The organism is Octadecabacter antarcticus 307 (assembly GCF_000155675.2).
GTDB classification, from domain to species: Bacteria; Pseudomonadota; Alphaproteobacteria; order Rhodobacterales; family Rhodobacteraceae; genus Octadecabacter; species Octadecabacter antarcticus.
This window is the reverse complement of record NC_020911.1, coordinates 117,212-131,887: the sequence shown is the minus strand read 5'-3', so window position 1 is coordinate 131,887 and position 14,676 is coordinate 117,212. Positions and strand designations below refer to the sequence as shown.

Here is a 14,676-nt window from a genome sequence, read left to right as displayed (position 1 = left end):
GTCACATCGTTACGACATTGCACGACTTGTCCAATTCGAAAAGGCCTGAGGGCTTGCCATAATGCTGGCCATGACGGATGGTCGCTCATGGGAAAAATACTTCTTATCAACGGCCCGAATCTGAACCTTTTGGGCCAACGCCAGCCTGAGATTTATGGCTCTGAAACGCTTGACGATATTGTGGCGTCTTGCACCGCATTGGGAGCCGAGCTGGGGTTGGACGTTCATGCGCGCCAATCCAATCACGAAGGTGTGCTGGTGGACTGGATCCAAGAAGCGCGCGGCGTGGCGGCGGGCATTATCATTAATCCAGCCGCGTTGAGCCATACGTCTGTCGCCATTCTAGACGCGTTAAAGATGTTCGAGGGTCCGGTGATGGAAGTGCACATTTCCAATATCCATAAACGTGAACGTTTTAGGCACCATTCCTACGTGTCGGCCCGCGCCGAGGGCGTGATCGCGGGCTTTGGGACGGATGGATACGGCTTTGCGCTGCGACGGATCAAGACGCTTTTGGCCTAGCGGCCTTTCCAAATGGGATCACGTTTCTCAGCAAATGCACGTGCGCCTTCAAGCTGATCTTCGCTGGAATAGAGACGATCTATCGATGCCAGCTGACGTTTTGTAATGTGGTTCATCGCGTCTTGGAATTTTGCATCCTCAGCATCGCGGACAACGTCCTTAATCGCGGCGTAAACCAGGGGTGGACCAGACGCCAGAAGCCGCGCCATGTCCCAAGCTTGCGCGATTAGATCAGCGGCTGGATGCACGTGATTGATCAAGCCCCAATTGAGCGCCTCGGTCGTGTCGAGCCAACGACCGGTCAGCAACAGTTCCATCGCAATGTGGTAGGGAATGCGTTTGGGCAGTTTGATAGACGCCGCATCCGCGATGGTGCCAGACCGGATTTCGGGCAACGCGAATGTCGCGTGATCAGCCGCGAGGATAATGTCCGCAGAAAGTGCCAATTCCAGCCCACCACCGCAGCAAATGCCGTTCACTGCGGCGATGACGGGCTTGTTCATGTCACGCAGTTCTTGCAGGCCGCCAAAGCCGCCAACGCCGTAGTCGCCGTCAACTGCGTCCCCGTCCGCTGCCGCCTTGAGGTCCCAACCGGGGCAAAAGAATTTCTCCCCCGCGCCAGTGAGGATCGCCACACGTAGGTCAGGATCATCACGAAAATCGGCAAAAACCTCTCCCATTATCCGGCTTGTTGTCAGGTCGATTGCATTGGCCTTGGGCCGGTCCAGCGTTACTTCGAGGATCGCGCCCTCGCGTCGTGTTTTGATCGGGTCAGTCATGGCGTTTCCTTATCAAGGCGTCAGCGGCGACCGCACGGGTCTGGGTGATGATGAGCGGGTTCACTTCAACCTCTTCAATGGTGTCGAGATTGGCAAGAACATAGGACTGGATCGCATCGATGGCATCCAGCATCGCGTTGATATCCCCAGTAGGTTGATTGCGATATCCATTGAGGATTTTTGCCACTTTCAGCGTATTTAGTGTCTGTTTAAGGCATTCGCGGGACGCAGGCATCAAGACAGACGCAGTGTCTTGCATCAGTTCAGCATTTATCCCACCCGCACCGATCGTGATCACAAAGCCATGGGCAGGGTCTTTTACAATACCTACAAGAATTTCTGCAACAGAATCCGTAATCATCTCTTCAAGGATAAAGTCCTTGGTCGACATCTTTGCGCCTGCATTACGCACCGCGTCGCCGCTGGTCAGGGACAATGCAACGCCACCAGCTTCGCTTTTGTGGGCGGCTCCGATGGATTTCAGCACGAACGGCCCTTGTTCGATGTCGGCGTGGGTGGCGAGCGTTTCGAGGTCGCCTGTCCGGAGTTTCGGCACCATGACGCCTACCTTTTCCAAGGCCCGCTTTGCGTCTGCTTCTGACAGTGTCTCAGCAGGCATTGATGCGGTCGCAACGACTAGGTCGGCGGACCTTGGTGCGCGCTGATGAGCGGCTTGCGTTGCGGCCAAAGCCTCACGGATACCGCCCATTGGAATGATACCGCCTGTCATCAATCGGCGGGCAACGTGTTCAGGCATGAGTTCGGTCAGGGTCGCGACCATAGCGATTGTCCCACCTGTTGCAGCGCGCGTGTCCAGCGCCGATTGGATCGCGCATTCCCAATCTGACGGGTCACATATGTCGCCACGTGGGAAATCCACAATCAAGAATGTGATCGCGATTTCAGTCACTATCATAGCGGAAAAGGTGCGTGTCATAGCCCCGATGTCACGCCAAACATATGTGTGATAGTCCAGCGGATTGGCCAATGCGACCTTGGGGCCGAGCGCTGCCAAGAGACGTTTTTCTTGCAGATCTGTCAAAGGGGGGAAGGTAAGCGCCGTGTCGTATGCCATATCGGCGATCAGGCTAGCCTCCCCGCCAGAACAACTGATAGACGCGATCTGCCCAGATGGGAGGGGACCGGCGACGTGCAAGATTTTCAACGTTTCCAATAATGTTGGGAGGTCATCAACCCGCGCGATACCGAGATGTTGCAAGAGCGCGGTTGCGCCTGCGTCGCTGCCAGCCAATGACGCTGTATGTGAGATCGTGGCGCTCTGCGCCTCAATGGATTTTCCAACTTTCAACGCGACCAGCGGAATGCCTTTTGCGTAGGCTTTGCGGGCAAGGGCCTGCCATGCCACAAGGTCACTGAACCCTTCGATATGTAGGCCAATCGCTGTAACGCGGGGGTCATCAAGCAAGGCATCAGCGATCTGCGCCATCGACAGCTGCGCCTGATTTCCACATGTCACGACATAGGCGATTGGCAAGCCGCGTTGTTGCATCGTGAGGTTAATGGCGATGTTGGAGCTTTGCGTCAGGATCGCCAGACCACGATCAACAGGCAAACACCCATGCTGATCTGGCCAAAGCGAAGCACCATCCAGCGCGTTGATCATGCCATAGCAATTGGGACCAAGAATTGGCATGTTGGCGGCTGCTTTTAGCAGGCGCGCGTTGGCGTTCTGACCGCCATCTGTTTCGCTAAAACCACTTGCGAAACAGATGGCGCCACCAACGCTAATTTTCGATAGCTGCGCAACGACTTCGATGGTCGCATCGCGGTTGATGCCGATGAATGCAGCGTCAGGAATATCCGGCAGGTCGTGCACCGATGGGTGGGTTGGCAGGCCACAGATTTCGCGGGCGCTGGGGTGAATTGGCCAGATATCACCACTGAATTTTAACTTCTGAAGCTGTTCGATCACGGCGCGACACCACGCACCGCCACCGATCACAGCAACGCTTTTGGGGCGAAGTAGTCTCGATAAGTTGTGCGTCATGCACCAAGAGCCCGCAGCATTTCGCGGCTTATGATGTGGCGTTGGATTTCGGATGTTCCGTCCCAGATACGTTCGACGCGGGCATCGCGCCAGAAGCGTTCAAGCGGGAAATCGTCCATCAGACCCATGCCACCATGAACTTGGATCGCCGCATCGGTGACACGGCCCAGCATTTCTGACGCATAGAGTTTCGCAGATGCAATTTCACGGTTGGCTGGAAGCCCTTTGTCGAGCCTGTCTGCGGCTGCAAGGGTCAGCAAATCTGCCGCGTCGATTTCGGTGATCATATCGGCGAGCTGAAAACTGATGCCTTGGAACTTGCCAATCTTCTGACCGAACTGTTCGCGTTCTGCCGCATAGTTGAGCGCATAATCAAAGACACGCCGTGCGCGGCCAACGGACATTGTCGCGACAGTGATGCGCGTCGCGTAGAGCCATTCGTTCATTACAGCAAAGCCACCGTCGACTTCGCCTAAGACCTGTGCGTTTGGTAGTCGGCAATCGTCAAAATCGAGGATCATGTTTTTATAACCACGATGCGACACGGACTTGTATCCGTCGCGAATGGTGAAACCGGGTGTGCCGCGATCCACGAGAAATGTGGTGATGCGTTTCTTGGGGCCGCGCGGGGTTTGATCCTCCCCCGTGGCCACAAACACGATCAGGAAATCGGCGTGATCCGCGCCAGAGATGAAGTGTTTGGTCCCGTTAAGCACCCAATCACCACCATCGCGCACGGCTGAACATTTCATGCCGCGCACGTCCGATCCCGCACCGGGTTCAGTCATCGCCAGCGCGTCCATCCGTTCACCGCGCACGGCGGGGTCGCGATACCGTTCAATCTGGTCGCCATCACAGGCCATGAGGATGTTCTGCGGGCGGCCGAAGAAATGATTAAGCGCCATCGATCCGCGCCCAAGTTCGCGTTCAACAAGTGCAAATTCAACGTGATTTAGACCCGCACCACCCGCACTTTCGGGGAAATTGCAGGCGTAGAAGCCGAGTTCAATTGTCTTGCGCTTAATCTCATCCGCGATGTCTTGCGGGACTTCACCTGTACGTTCAACGAGGTCTTCGTGCGGGTAGATTTCTTTTTCGACGAAGCTGCGGACGGTGTCCGCAATCATGTGATGCTCTTCGGTCAGGCCGTAATTCATGTTCATGTCCTCTTGCGCGCTTTTAGGCGTTCCGCGAGCCGCGCTTTGCCGTCCGCCGTGCCGTCATGCCAGCTGCCAAACAAGATATCCCACGGAACGTCGAGGTTGCCATAATTGCATTCAAAGTAGCGATGATGGATTTGGTGGTGAAAGTTGCCCAGGTGCAGGCGTTTCTTGTTGCGAAACAGCACACCCTCGAACCCTGTGTGCGATGTGATTGCCAGCAAGCCATAGAACATCAGATGGAAAATTATGTGCACGGGGTGCGACGCGATCGCGAAGTGGATGAGGACCGAGCCAAAGTAGAAAGCGTGTTCTACGGGATGCATCGACATGCCGGACCATGGCCCGATGTCGCTGTTACGATGGTGCAAAGCGTGAAAGCGGTACATGAAATTTGTATGCAAGAAGCGGTGCATCCAGTAGAAATAAAAGCTCTCCCAGACGGGGATGAGAAAGAAGATCGCGATGAACCAGATCGGGTTGGTTTCAAAGGTGATCACAGACGCGTAACCGTTTGCCATGGCCCACCACATCACACATTCCAATGCCGACCAGATTGTCACGCCAGACGCGATCGTCCAGAACATATTGTCGCGCAGCTGACTGTTGAACGTGAACATGCGACCATTGCGGGGAAACGGGCGTGGGTCAAATTTCAACTCGGTGCCTTGGCCAGCATATTTATGGAACCACAGATGCAGAACCCCAGCTAAAACGGTCACTGTTACGGCGTTTCGCAGCCATATTGCAGCCATCCAGACGGGGCTGAATGTTGCAGTTTGGTCTAGCGTCGGGCTTGCCCAATAAAATGCGGCGAATGAGATTGCGACGATGGTGAGGTTAACGGTGATGAAAAACCAGCTGTCGAAATACCATTTGGCCACGGCAAGCGGTTTGGGCGGCCATTGCCACAGGGGTGACACCACGATGGGCGTGTCTGGCAGATGGTTCCATTCCTGTCGCTTTGGAGGACTAGCGTCAGTTGGCATAGGTTGAACCTTCGGCGTCGAGGATCGCCTTGAGTTCGGACAGGTGGCGTTCGTCCTGTTCGGGATAGTCTTCAAGTTCTTGCGCGGTTTTTTCCGCAATCTCGTCAGACAACACGCGCAGGGGCTGGCCGGTTTGCAGCGCGCGGATGTAGGTTTCCGCTGCGCGTTCGAAATAATACAGACGGTTGAAGGTTTCAGCGACTGTTGCGCCGATGATCATGATGCCGTGGTTGCCCATAATCATGACTTTTTGTTTCGGGTCAGTCAGCAAGCCAGCGCAACGAGTCCCTTCTTCTTCAAACGCGAGACCGCCGTAGTGATCATCGATCACGTAGCGGTTGAAGAATGTCGCGCAGTTTTGATCGATGGGCAGCAGGCGGCTGTCCTTGAGTGTTGCCAGTACGGTCGCATGAATTGAATGGACGTGCATTGCACAACGCGCGTGGGGACAATGGCGGTGGATGCCGCCGTGCAAACCCCATGCGGTGGGATCAGGGGCGTTGGGACCGGTTAGGGTTTCGGGGTCGTTGGCGTCCACCACAATCATATCGCTCGCCTTGATACGGCTGAAGTGCATTTGATTGGGGTTCATTAGAAACTGCGTACCGTCGTCATTTATGGCGAAGCTAAAGTGGTTTGCGACCCCTTCGTGCATGTTCAGCCGCGCCGTCCAGCGGAAGGCAGCAGCGAGATCAACGCGGTCTTTCCAGTTCGACAGGTTCGGTTTTAGATCGGTGACGGTCATGGCGGTTCTCCTTTTTGCCAGCCAACACGAGCGACGCGCGGCTGACTAGTGGAAAAGCGACATTGTCATGACGTCGGGCCAGGTCTTGCGGAGTGTCATATTCTGGTGGCATTATGGTGCATGAATACACACGTACATATGACAACGCATGCCGCAGTTTATTCTGCGGCTTTTTGCATAAACGGACATAAGAATTATCGGAGGCCCATCCTATGATGAAATCAGATCTACATCTTCCTGTTATCTCTCCTGAAGTTCCAGTCGCGCAGGAATTCAGGGATGCACGGGCCGCCGTCGAACGTTTGCAGGAACTTTACGGAATTGCGGTGACGTTCCTGATGGAGACATTTGCCGAGAACGTGACAGGTGCACGACCAGATTCCCGCTTTCGTGCGTTCTACCCCGAGATTCGCATGCGCACGTACACATACGCGCAGACGGATTCGCGGCTGAGTTTTGGCCACGTCGCAGGACCGGGAGACTATTCGACCACTGTAACACGGCCCGACTTGTTTGAAGGTTATCTTATGCAACAAATCGGATTGTTGATCGAAAACCATGACGAACCAGTCGTGATTGGTGTATCGACAACCCCAATGCCTGTCCATTTCGCGGTGTCCGGTGAGGTCGACGTGCCACAAGAGGGCGCATTGGAATTCAGTCTGCGCGATGTGTTCGACGTGCCAGATTTGGCGACAACGAACGACGATATCGTTAATGGCTCCGATTTTCATCATCCAGACGGGTCCAGCCCACTTGCGCCGTTTACCGCCCAGCGGATCGATTATTCACTTGCGCGACTGCAGCATTACACCGCGACCAAGGCTGAACATTTCCAGAACCACGTGTTGTTCACAAACTACCAGTTTTACGTTGAAGAATTTGAGGCCTACGCCCGCAAAATGCTGGCCGATCCAGACAGCGGATACACGTCGTTTGTATCAACCGGAAATCAAGTCATTACCGAATCGGATGCCCCACTGAAAACAGTCGAAAAGTTGCCGCAAATGCCGACCTATCATCTGTGTCGTGAAGGTCAGGGCGGCATCACGTTGGTGAACATCGGCGTCGGGCCATCGAACGCGAAAACGGCGACAGATCACATTGCGGTGCTGCGCCCACATGCATGGCTGATGGTTGGGCATTGTGCGGGCCTGCGTAATTCGCAACGGCTTGGTGATTTTGTCCTCGCCCACGCATATCTGCGTGAAGATCACGTGTTGGACGATGATCTGCCAGTCTGGATGCCAATCCCAGCGCTGGCGGAAATTCAGATCGCACTGGAAGAAGCAGTTGCATCAGTGACTGAGCTGGAGGGTTACGAGTTGAAGCGCATCATGCGGACAGGAACGGTCGCGACCATCGATAATCGCAATTGGGAATTGCGCGATCAATCGGGTCCCGTTCAACGGCTGTCCCAATCCCGTGCCATCGGATTGGATATGGAAAGCGCGACAATTGCGGCCAACGGGTTCCGGTTTCGTGTGCCCTATGGCACGCTTTTGTGTGTCTCTGACAAGCCCCTGCACGGGGAATTAAAGCTGCCCGGAATGGCGTCAGATTTTTATAAAACACAGGTTTCGCGGCATTTGATGATCGGAATTCGGGCGATGGAGCAGTTGCGGAAGATGCCGCTTGAGCGGATTCACAGCCGGAAATTACGCTCATTTGAGGAAACTGCCTTCCTATAACAGGCGAAAAATGGAGTATTTTACTACAATATGCAGTTTTTCACTTGTAATGTGGCACTAATCGTTGTGGAACATAGCGACATGCAGTTTACTGACTATGCAAGAAGCCCAGAAAACGGGCAGAACGAGGAGAATTACAATGGCGACGAAACCAATGACCAAGACGCAACTTGTTGCAGCGCTGGCAGAAGACATGGGTACGGACAAGAAATCCGCATCCGCATCGCTTGATGCGATCGTAGGTCTTATCACCCGCGAAGTATCTGGCGGTGGTGCTGTGACTCTGCCAGGCGTTGGCAAAATTTACTGCCGTGAACGTCCAGAGCGTATGGTTCGCAACCCAGCAACGGGTGAGCAGATCAAGAAAGACGCCGACAAAGTGGTTAAGATGACCATCGCGAAGGCACTGAAAGACAGCGTGAACGGCTAAGGCTGATCCGCTAATTTGGTTAGAGGGCCGCCTTTCGGGGCGGCCTTTTTTTTGTGGGGGACGTTTTGAAGCCGATTGATACCAAAGCGATTGTTATGGGCGTGATGTTTGGCATCATGTGGGCGTCGGCGTTCACGTCGGCCCGCGTGATCGTGCAATATGCACCACCGCTTTACGCGCTTGCTGTCCGGTTTCTTTTGTCGGGAATTTTTGCCGTTCTGTTGGCGCGCGCCATGGGCCAAAGCTGGCATTTGACGCGGCGCCAGTGGATTGCGACACTAGTCTTTGGCGTGGCGCAAAACGCGCTGTATCTGGGGCTGAATTTCGTCGCGATGCAGACCATTGAAGCATCGCTTGCGGCCATCGTAGCATCGACAATGCCGCTGTTGGTCGCCTTCGCAAGCTGGACTGTATTTAGGGAACGGATCAGACCCCTTAGCGTCGCGGGCTTGGTCGCTGGTGTGGTGGGTGTCGCGTTGATCATGGGTGCGCGTTTGCAAGGGCAAGTCGATATGTTCGGGCTGGGTCTTTGCGTCGTCGGCGTGGTGTCGTTGACAGTGGCGACGCTGTCGGTGCGCGGCGCATCGTCGGGTGGCAATTTCCTGATGGTCGTCGGATTGCAAATGTTGGTCGGCAGCGCGGTGCTTTGGGTGCCCGCGCTGGCGTTTGAAACTTTCGACGTCACATTGACGTGGCAATTGGGGGTGGCGTTTACTTACACGGTAATCGTTCCGGGCATTGGGGCGACGTTGATCTGGTTCATGTTGGTGGACCGCATTGGGGCGACACCTGCCGCAGTGTTCCATTTCCTGACGCCGTTCTTTGGCGTGCTGACGGCTGCGCTGCTGCTCGGCGAAAAGCTGGGGTCGATGGACATTGTGGGCGTTCTGATCATCACATCCGGCATTTTGGCGGTACAGATGTCAAGGCAGAAACCAGCCTAAGTCTGTGGCCCGATCTGCCCACGCACGCCACCGGTTTGGCCGCGATCCAACAGCATATGATCGAGGATCACAGCCGCCATCATCGCTTCGCCAACGGGGACTGCACGAATGCCGACGCAGGGGTCGTGACGTCCTTTCGTGACGACTTCGGTGGGTGTTCCGTCCATGCGAATCGACGCGCGCGGGGAAAGGATGCTGGACGTTGGTTTGACTGCAAAACGCACGACAATATCTTGCCCCGTGCTGATGCCACCAAGGATGCCACCTGCGTGGTTAGACGAATATTCTGGCCCGTCCTTGCCCATAAAAATCTCATCTGCATTGGCACGTCCTGTTAGGGACGCAGCGGCCATGCCTTCGCCGATTTCCACGCCTTTGACCGCATTGATCGACATCATTGCCGACGCCAAATCAGTGTCTAACTTACCATAAACCGGCGCACCAATGCCTGCGGGGACGTTGCGTGCCACGACTTCGATCATCGCACCGACTGAGTTGTGATCGTCCTTGCGTAGCCAGTTTATGTAGTCCGTCCATTCGTCCACGACGCCAGCATCGGGGCACCAGAAATCATTGCCATCAATCGCATCCCAGTCAAAGCGTGCGCGGTCTATGTGCTTTTCACCCATCTGCACCATGTAGCCTTTGATTTCGATGTTCGGCGCGATCGATTTGATTGCAGCACGTGCAACGCCACCAGCCGCAACCCTAGACGCTGTTTCACGTGCGGACGACCGACCACCGCCACGGTAATCACGCAGACCGTATTTCTGGTGATACGTGATGTCGGCATGTCCCGGGCGAAACGTATTGGCGATGTCGCCGTAATCTTTGGACCGTTGATCAGTGTTCTTGATCATCAACTGGATTGGCGTGCCTGTCGTTCTGTCCTCAAACACGCCGGACAAAATCTCAACCGCATCAGCTTCCTGCCGCTGAGTCGTCATTTTGTTTTGACCGGGGCGGCGTTTATCGAGCCATGTTTGGATCATCGGCGCTGTCAGCGGCACACCTGGCGGGCAGCCATCGACGGTTGCGCCCAAAGCAGGCCCGTGGCTTTCGCCCCAAGTGGTGACGCGGAAAAGATGACCGAAAGAGTTGATCGACATGGGTGCGCTCCTTTGTTTCCGTCTAGCGTTGCGACAGGCCCTTGCCAAGTCCACTGGACCATCCTAACCCTGTCTACACCTCGGGGGGCCGCGCTGGCTGAGATGTTGAAAGACGGACCCGTAGAACCTGAACCGGTTAAAACCGGCGGAGGGAAGGTGACGGGCCAGAATAGAATTTGGTCTCATTCTCCTTTCTCCGTTCCGCAACATTGAGAGGATGATACAATGAAAACCACCCTGATCACTGTCGCAGGACTATTGTTTGGTACCGCAGCGCTTGCGGACGGCCATACACCTGTGCTGACAGTATACGCCCCCGATTATTTTGGGTCCGAATGGGGCCCAGGCCCCAGCATTGAGGCGGCGTTCGAAGAACGTTGTAGTTGCGATTTGCAGTATCAGACGGGTGACTTGTTGCCACGTTTGTTGCTGGAAGGCACGCGAACCGAGGCAGATGTCGCCATCGGATTTAACTCAGACATTACCAAACGCGCCCGTGACAGTGGGTTGTTTGCACCGCACGGGTTGGACCTATCGCCGCTGACGCTGCCAATAGACTGGGACGATGATACGTTTTTGCCGTTCAACTATGGTCATACGGCGTTCATTTACGACAACACTAAGCTAGACGGTTTCGACAGCTTTGAGGCGTTGTTGAATGCCCCCGACGACGTGCGGATCGTTATCCAAGACCCGCGTTCGTCGATTTCGGGTCTTGCATTGGTGCTGTGGGTACAGGCGGTTTATGGCGATGAGGCTGAAGCCGCATGGCTGCGTTTGGCCCCCAAGATCGTTACCGTGACGCAGGGCTGGTCCGAAAGTTATGGACTGTTCACGGACGGTGAAGCGGACGTTGTGTTGTCCTACACGACATCGCCCGCCTACCACATCATTGCCGAAGAAGACCTGACCAAATCAGCCGCAATATTCGACGAAGGTCATTATTTCATGGTCGAACTGGCCGCGAAGTTGGCAACGACTGATCAGCCTGAACTGGCGGATGAATTCATGGCATTCATCCTCACTGAGGATTTTCAAACGATGATCCCGACAACCAACTGGTCCTTCCCAGCGGCTTTGCCAATGGATCAATGGCCTGAAGGGTTCCAAGATCTGCCAATGCCCGAAACGGTATTGTTTTACACCGAAGATGAGGCAGCAGCGCTTCGTGATGGAGCGATTGAAGCGTGGCGCAGCGCGTTGTCGCAATAATCGCAGCACTTGTTGTCGCGGGGCTGGTCATCGGCCCCGTGACGGCAGTGTTGTGGCGCGGCGGTGGTTTTACGGCCCTGTCTGTGGCTGACCTGTCGGCGTTGCGGTTTACAGTTTGGCAGGCATCCTGGTCTGCCTTGATCAGCGTTGGCTTGGCAGTTCCCGTCGCACGTGCCCTGGCGCGGCGATCTTTTTGGGGGCGGTCGGCGCTGATTTCCGTTATGGGGGCACCGTTCATTCTGCCAGTGATTGTTGCAATTCTGGGCCTGCTTTCCGTGTTTGGCGGCAACGGGTTTGTGAATTTGGTACTGGAACCTTTAGGTGTTCCGAAACTCGATATTTATGGTGCGCATGGTGTGATCCTTGCGCATGTATTTTTCAATCTGCCGCTGGCGGTTCGGCTGATCCTGCAAGGCTGGCTGTCGATCCCATCCGAGAGGTTTCGCGTCGCCGCAAGTTTGAATGCCCCAGTGTTTTGGCTGCTAGAGTGGCCGATGTTGCGGCGTATTGCGCCCGGTGCATTTGCGGTGATTTTTGTAATTTGTATCGGCTCGTTTGCTGTTGCCTTGACGCTTGGCGGTGGACCAAGAGCGACGACTGTAGAACTTGCGATTTATCAGGCGTTCAAGTTTGATTTTGACCTGAGCAAAGCGGCATCTTTGGCGGTTGTGCAGCTTTGCCTTGGGCTTGGGGCTGGACTTATAGCATTGCTGCTTGCGCGCGGTGACATGCTTGGCGCTGGCTTTGATCGGGTTGTGCAGCGCTGGGATGGGTCAAGAATGCTTGATACGACGTGGATCGGGCTGGCGACGCTATTTCTGCTGGCACCCCTTATGGCAATCTTCATCGCGGGACTTTCTGGGCTGGCTGATCTGCCGAATGGTATTTGGGGCGCCGCTATTCGCTCATTGCTCATCTCATTGGGTGCGGTGGTTTTGACCATGGCGCTGGCTTTGCCGTTGGTGACAAAGGCAGGTGAGGCTGCATCGCTGTTGGGACTATCTGTGTCCGGTTTGGTGTTGGGCACGGGGATGTTCCTGATCGTGCAGCCCTATGTGCGGCCATCTTCGGTGGCGTTACCAGTGACGATGATGGTGAATGTGCTAATGGCGCTACCGTTTGTGTTGCGAATTTTGCGGCCCAGTGTGGAATCGGCACGCGGTGATTTTGGCCGATTGGGGAAATCACTTGGCCTGCGGGGCTGGGCGTTGTGGCGGATTGTGTATTTGCCACGCTTACGCCGTCCAATGGGGTTTGCGGCGGGTTTAACTGGGGCACTGGCGATGGGGGACCTTGGTGTCATCACCCTATTCTCGCGCCCGGGTGAAGGGACTTTGCCGATGGCAATGTATCAACTGATGGCGGCCTATCAGATGGAGGCCGCGTATGGTGCTGCGTTGTTATTGGTCGGATTATCACTCGGCCTGTTTTGGGCTTTTGACAAAGGAGGCCGCGGACATGCTGTGGTGTAGGGACGCGGTTTTTATGCAGGGCGGCTACACGTTGTCAGCGGACCTGCGGATCGAGGCAGGCAAAGTGACGGCAGTGATCGGGCCATCCGGTGCAGGCAAGTCGACATTGCTTGGCGGGATTGCGGGATTCGTATCGCAGCGATCCGGTGTGTTGTCTTGGAACGGTGCGGATATCACTGCTTTGCCACCCCATAAGCGGCCGGTATCGATGCTGTTTCAGGACAACAATCTGTTCCCGCATTTGACAGTTTTGCAGAACGTGGCGCTGGCGCTGGGGTCGCGGTTGACCCCGACGCGCGACGCGCAAATTAAGGCTGAAGACATGCTGACCCGTGTCGGGCTAAATGATTTGGCGACACGCAAACCAGCGGCGTTGTCTGGTGGTCAACAAAGCCGCGCCGCATTGGCACGCGCGCTGTTGCAGAACCGTGAGATTATGCTGATGGACGAACCGTTCAGCGCGCTAGGGCCCGGAATGAAGGCTGAAATGTTGGATTTGTCGGTTGAGTTGGCAAAGGCCGCGGGGCGCACGGTTGTGATGGTCACCCATGATCCGGCGGATGCTGCGCGGGTGGCTGATGCGGTCATCGGGGTCGTTTCCGGCAAGGCGTGGGCCCCGATTGAAACGGCGCGGTTCCTGAATGATCCGCCTGCACCGTTCAAAGAATACCTAGGCTGAAACGCAAAAGGCCCACCAGATTTGGCGGGCCATTCGTTTGATTGTGAAAGACGCTTAGTCTCTGCGCTTTGCGCCGCCTTTGTGGGGTGCCCACAGACGTTTGTTTGTCAGATACAACAACACGGACAATACTGTCAGAAAGATCACACCTGTAAGGCCTGCCTGTTTGCGTGCCATCATCTTAGGTTCAGCTGTCCACATCAGGAACGCGGCAACATCCTGTGAGATATGGTCAATTTCGGTTGAATGGCCATCAGCGAATTCAACATCATCCCCGTACAAAGGTGGTGCCATGCCAATCCAAGACCCGGGATACAGGTGTTCGCCATGGTCGCCTTTACATTCATCAGGGTAACCACCTGGTGCGAAGGCTGTGTTGTAATAGCCGTCCATCGGCGTTTCCATGTCCTGCGCACACTGTGGTTCTTCTACGTAGCTGCTGAGCAGGGTCGCGATATATTCGGGGCCGCCCATGCCTTTGAAGAACTGGTTGATACCGGTTCCATATGGGCCGTGGAAACCAGCGCGAGCCTTTGCCATAAGCGACAGGTCCGGTGCGTTTGACAGGCTGCTTTCAGGAAAGTGGTCTGCCGGAGTGGCGGGGCGGAAATCGCCGTCGCCGTCAAACAGTGTCTCATCAAAAATCTCATAGAATTCCGCGTAGGCGCGCATCTGGTCTTCGGGCAGCGCTGGGCCACCTTCATCGTGCAGATTACGGAAAGAAACGAATTTTAGTCCGTGACAGGCCGAACAGATTTCAGTGTAGACCTGAAGGCCGCGCTGAAGCTGGTTGGTGTCATAGGCACCGAATGGACCTTCAAACGAGAAATCAAAATCCTCAATGTGGGTTTCGGAACCAGCCGCGTATGCAGCGCCCGAGGCGAGGCCTAGCGCGACTGCTGTGGTCAGGGTGAGTTTGCGGAACATTTTCATTTG

The 14,676-nt window shown here is 55.3% G+C and carries 14 protein-coding genes and 1 riboswitch; of the genes, 7 read left to right on the top strand and 7 right to left on the bottom strand.

The features are described from left to right. Nucleotides 1-87 precede the first annotated feature (87 nt). The gene (gene aroQ, locus OAN307_RS00670; protein WP_015497962.1) at nt 88-522 is read left to right on the top strand and encodes a type II 3-dehydroquinate dehydratase; all 435 of its coding nucleotides are present in this window, start codon (nt 88-90) and stop codon (nt 520-522) included. Here aroQ and OAN307_RS00665 read toward each other — a convergent pair. From OAN307_RS00665 to OAN307_RS00645, 5 genes are read right to left on the bottom strand one after another with little or no spacing between them, the layout of a single operon-like run. Next, nucleotides 519-1,301 (bottom strand): carnitinyl-CoA dehydratase, encoded by a 783-nt coding sequence (locus OAN307_RS00665; protein ID WP_015497961.1) that lies wholly within the window; start codon nt 1,299-1,301, stop codon nt 519-521. The genes aroQ and OAN307_RS00665 overlap by 4 nt on opposite strands. Beyond that, nucleotides 1,294-3,309 carry an acetate--CoA ligase family protein gene (locus OAN307_RS00660; protein ID WP_044042941.1) on the bottom strand — a complete coding sequence of 672 codons (2,016 nt, stop codon included), beginning with the start codon at nt 3,307-3,309 and terminating at the stop codon, nt 1,294-1,296. Before OAN307_RS00660 ends, OAN307_RS00665 begins: the two co-directional genes overlap by 8 nt. Then, nucleotides 3,306-4,466 carry an acyl-CoA dehydrogenase family protein gene (locus OAN307_RS00655; RefSeq protein ID WP_015497959.1) on the bottom strand — a complete coding sequence of 387 codons (1,161 nt, stop codon included), beginning with the start codon at nt 4,464-4,466 and terminating at the stop codon, nt 3,306-3,308. Before OAN307_RS00655 ends, OAN307_RS00660 begins: the two co-directional genes overlap by 4 nt. A gap of 2 nt (nt 4,467-4,468) precedes the next feature. Beyond that, entirely contained in the window at nt 4,469-5,458 is a 990-nt protein-coding gene (locus OAN307_RS00650; protein ID WP_015497958.1) for a sterol desaturase family protein, read from the bottom strand. Continuing rightward, the gene (locus tag OAN307_RS00645) at nt 5,448-6,203 is read right to left on the bottom strand and encodes a class II aldolase and adducin N-terminal domain-containing protein (RefSeq protein WP_015497957.1); all 756 of its coding nucleotides are present in this window, start codon (nt 6,201-6,203) and stop codon (nt 5,448-5,450) included. The genes OAN307_RS00650 and OAN307_RS00645 overlap by 11 nt, the downstream gene beginning before the upstream one ends. A 212-nt stretch (nt 6,204-6,415) precedes the next feature. Here OAN307_RS00645 and OAN307_RS00640 point away from each other — a divergent pair, with 212 nt between their 5' ends. The 3 genes from OAN307_RS00640 to OAN307_RS00630 all read left to right on the top strand — a co-directional run bounded on the left by OAN307_RS00640 (nt 6,416) and on the right by OAN307_RS00630 (nt 9,268). After that, a complete protein-coding gene (locus tag OAN307_RS00640) occupies nt 6,416-7,894 on the top strand; it encodes an AMP nucleosidase (protein ID WP_015497956.1) in 1,479 nt (492 codons plus the stop codon). Between the two features lie 139 nt (nt 7,895-8,033). Further along, nucleotides 8,034-8,324: an HU family DNA-binding protein gene (locus OAN307_RS00635; protein WP_015497955.1), complete on the top strand. Its 291-nt coding sequence runs from the start codon at nt 8,034-8,036 to the stop codon at nt 8,322-8,324. 74 nt (nt 8,325-8,398) lie between these two features. Further along, nucleotides 8,399-9,268, top strand: a complete 870-nt coding sequence (locus tag OAN307_RS00630; RefSeq protein WP_044044386.1) for a DMT family transporter — start codon at nt 8,399-8,401, stop codon at nt 9,266-9,268. Here the strand turns inward: OAN307_RS00630 and aroC are convergent. After that, nucleotides 9,265-10,377 carry a chorismate synthase gene (gene aroC, locus OAN307_RS00625; RefSeq protein ID WP_015497953.1) on the bottom strand — a complete coding sequence of 371 codons (1,113 nt, stop codon included), beginning with the start codon at nt 10,375-10,377 and terminating at the stop codon, nt 9,265-9,267. The two genes, OAN307_RS00630 and aroC, sit on opposite strands and share 4 nt — an antisense overlap. A 71-nt stretch (nt 10,378-10,448) precedes the next feature. Further along, a riboswitch (TPP riboswitch) is annotated at nt 10,449-10,548 on the top strand. Nucleotides 10,549-10,602: 54 nt separating this feature from the next. Here aroC and OAN307_RS00620 point away from each other — a divergent pair. The 3 genes from OAN307_RS00620 to OAN307_RS00610 are packed head-to-tail and all read left to right on the top strand — an operon-like array spanning nt 10,603 to nt 13,740. After that, the gene (locus tag OAN307_RS00620) at nt 10,603-11,589 is read left to right on the top strand and encodes a thiamine ABC transporter substrate-binding protein (RefSeq protein ID WP_015497952.1); all 987 of its coding nucleotides are present in this window, start codon (nt 10,603-10,605) and stop codon (nt 11,587-11,589) included. Further along, the gene (locus OAN307_RS00615) at nt 11,565-13,061 is read left to right on the top strand and encodes a thiamine/thiamine pyrophosphate ABC transporter permease ThiP (RefSeq protein WP_015497951.1); all 1,497 of its coding nucleotides are present in this window, start codon (nt 11,565-11,567) and stop codon (nt 13,059-13,061) included. Before OAN307_RS00620 ends, OAN307_RS00615 begins: the two co-directional genes overlap by 25 nt. Further along, nucleotides 13,048-13,740 (top strand): thiamine ABC transporter ATP-binding protein, encoded by a 693-nt coding sequence (locus OAN307_RS00610; RefSeq protein WP_015497950.1) that lies wholly within the window; start codon nt 13,048-13,050, stop codon nt 13,738-13,740. The genes OAN307_RS00615 and OAN307_RS00610 overlap by 14 nt, the downstream gene beginning before the upstream one ends. A 54-nt stretch (nt 13,741-13,794) precedes the next feature. On the opposite strand, the gene OAN307_RS00605 is transcribed toward OAN307_RS00610, so the two are convergent. Further along, entirely contained in the window at nt 13,795-14,673 is an 879-nt protein-coding gene (locus OAN307_RS00605; RefSeq protein WP_015497949.1) for a cytochrome c1, read from the bottom strand. Nucleotides 14,674-14,676: the final 3 nt, after the last annotated feature.

Excerpts from the sequence above, each read along its gene's own strand:
- OAN307_RS00605 (WP_015497949.1), bottom strand. The coding sequence starts at position 14,673 with ATGAAAATGTTCCGCAAACTCACCCTGACCACAGCAGTCGCGCTAGGC.
- OAN307_RS00655 (WP_015497959.1), bottom strand. The coding sequence starts at position 4,466 with ATGAATTACGGCCTGACCGAAGAGCATCACATGATTGCGGACACCGTC.
- OAN307_RS00620 (WP_015497952.1), top strand. The coding sequence starts at position 10,603 with ATGAAAACCACCCTGATCACTGTCGCAGGACTATTGTTTGGTACCGCA.
- OAN307_RS00635 (WP_015497955.1), top strand. The coding sequence starts at position 8,034 with ATGGCGACGAAACCAATGACCAAGACGCAACTTGTTGCAGCGCTGGCA.
- OAN307_RS00645 (WP_015497957.1), bottom strand. The coding sequence starts at position 6,203 with ATGACCGTCACCGATCTAAAACCGAACCTGTCGAACTGGAAAGACCGC.
- OAN307_RS00660 (WP_044042941.1), bottom strand. The coding sequence starts at position 3,309 with ATGACGCACAACTTATCGAGACTACTTCGCCCCAAAAGCGTTGCTGTG.
- OAN307_RS00665 (WP_015497961.1), bottom strand. The coding sequence starts at position 1,301 with ATGACTGACCCGATCAAAACACGACGCGAGGGCGCGATCCTCGAAGTA.
- OAN307_RS00650 (WP_015497958.1), bottom strand. The coding sequence starts at position 5,458 with ATGCCAACTGACGCTAGTCCTCCAAAGCGACAGGAATGGAACCATCTG.
- OAN307_RS00640 (WP_015497956.1), top strand. The coding sequence starts at position 6,416 with ATGATGAAATCAGATCTACATCTTCCTGTTATCTCTCCTGAAGTTCCA.
- aroQ (WP_015497962.1), top strand. The coding sequence starts at position 88 with ATGGGAAAAATACTTCTTATCAACGGCCCGAATCTGAACCTTTTGGGC.
- aroC (WP_015497953.1), bottom strand. The coding sequence starts at position 10,377 with ATGTCGATCAACTCTTTCGGTCATCTTTTCCGCGTCACCACTTGGGGC.
- OAN307_RS00610 (WP_015497950.1), top strand. The coding sequence starts at position 13,048 with ATGCTGTGGTGTAGGGACGCGGTTTTTATGCAGGGCGGCTACACGTTG.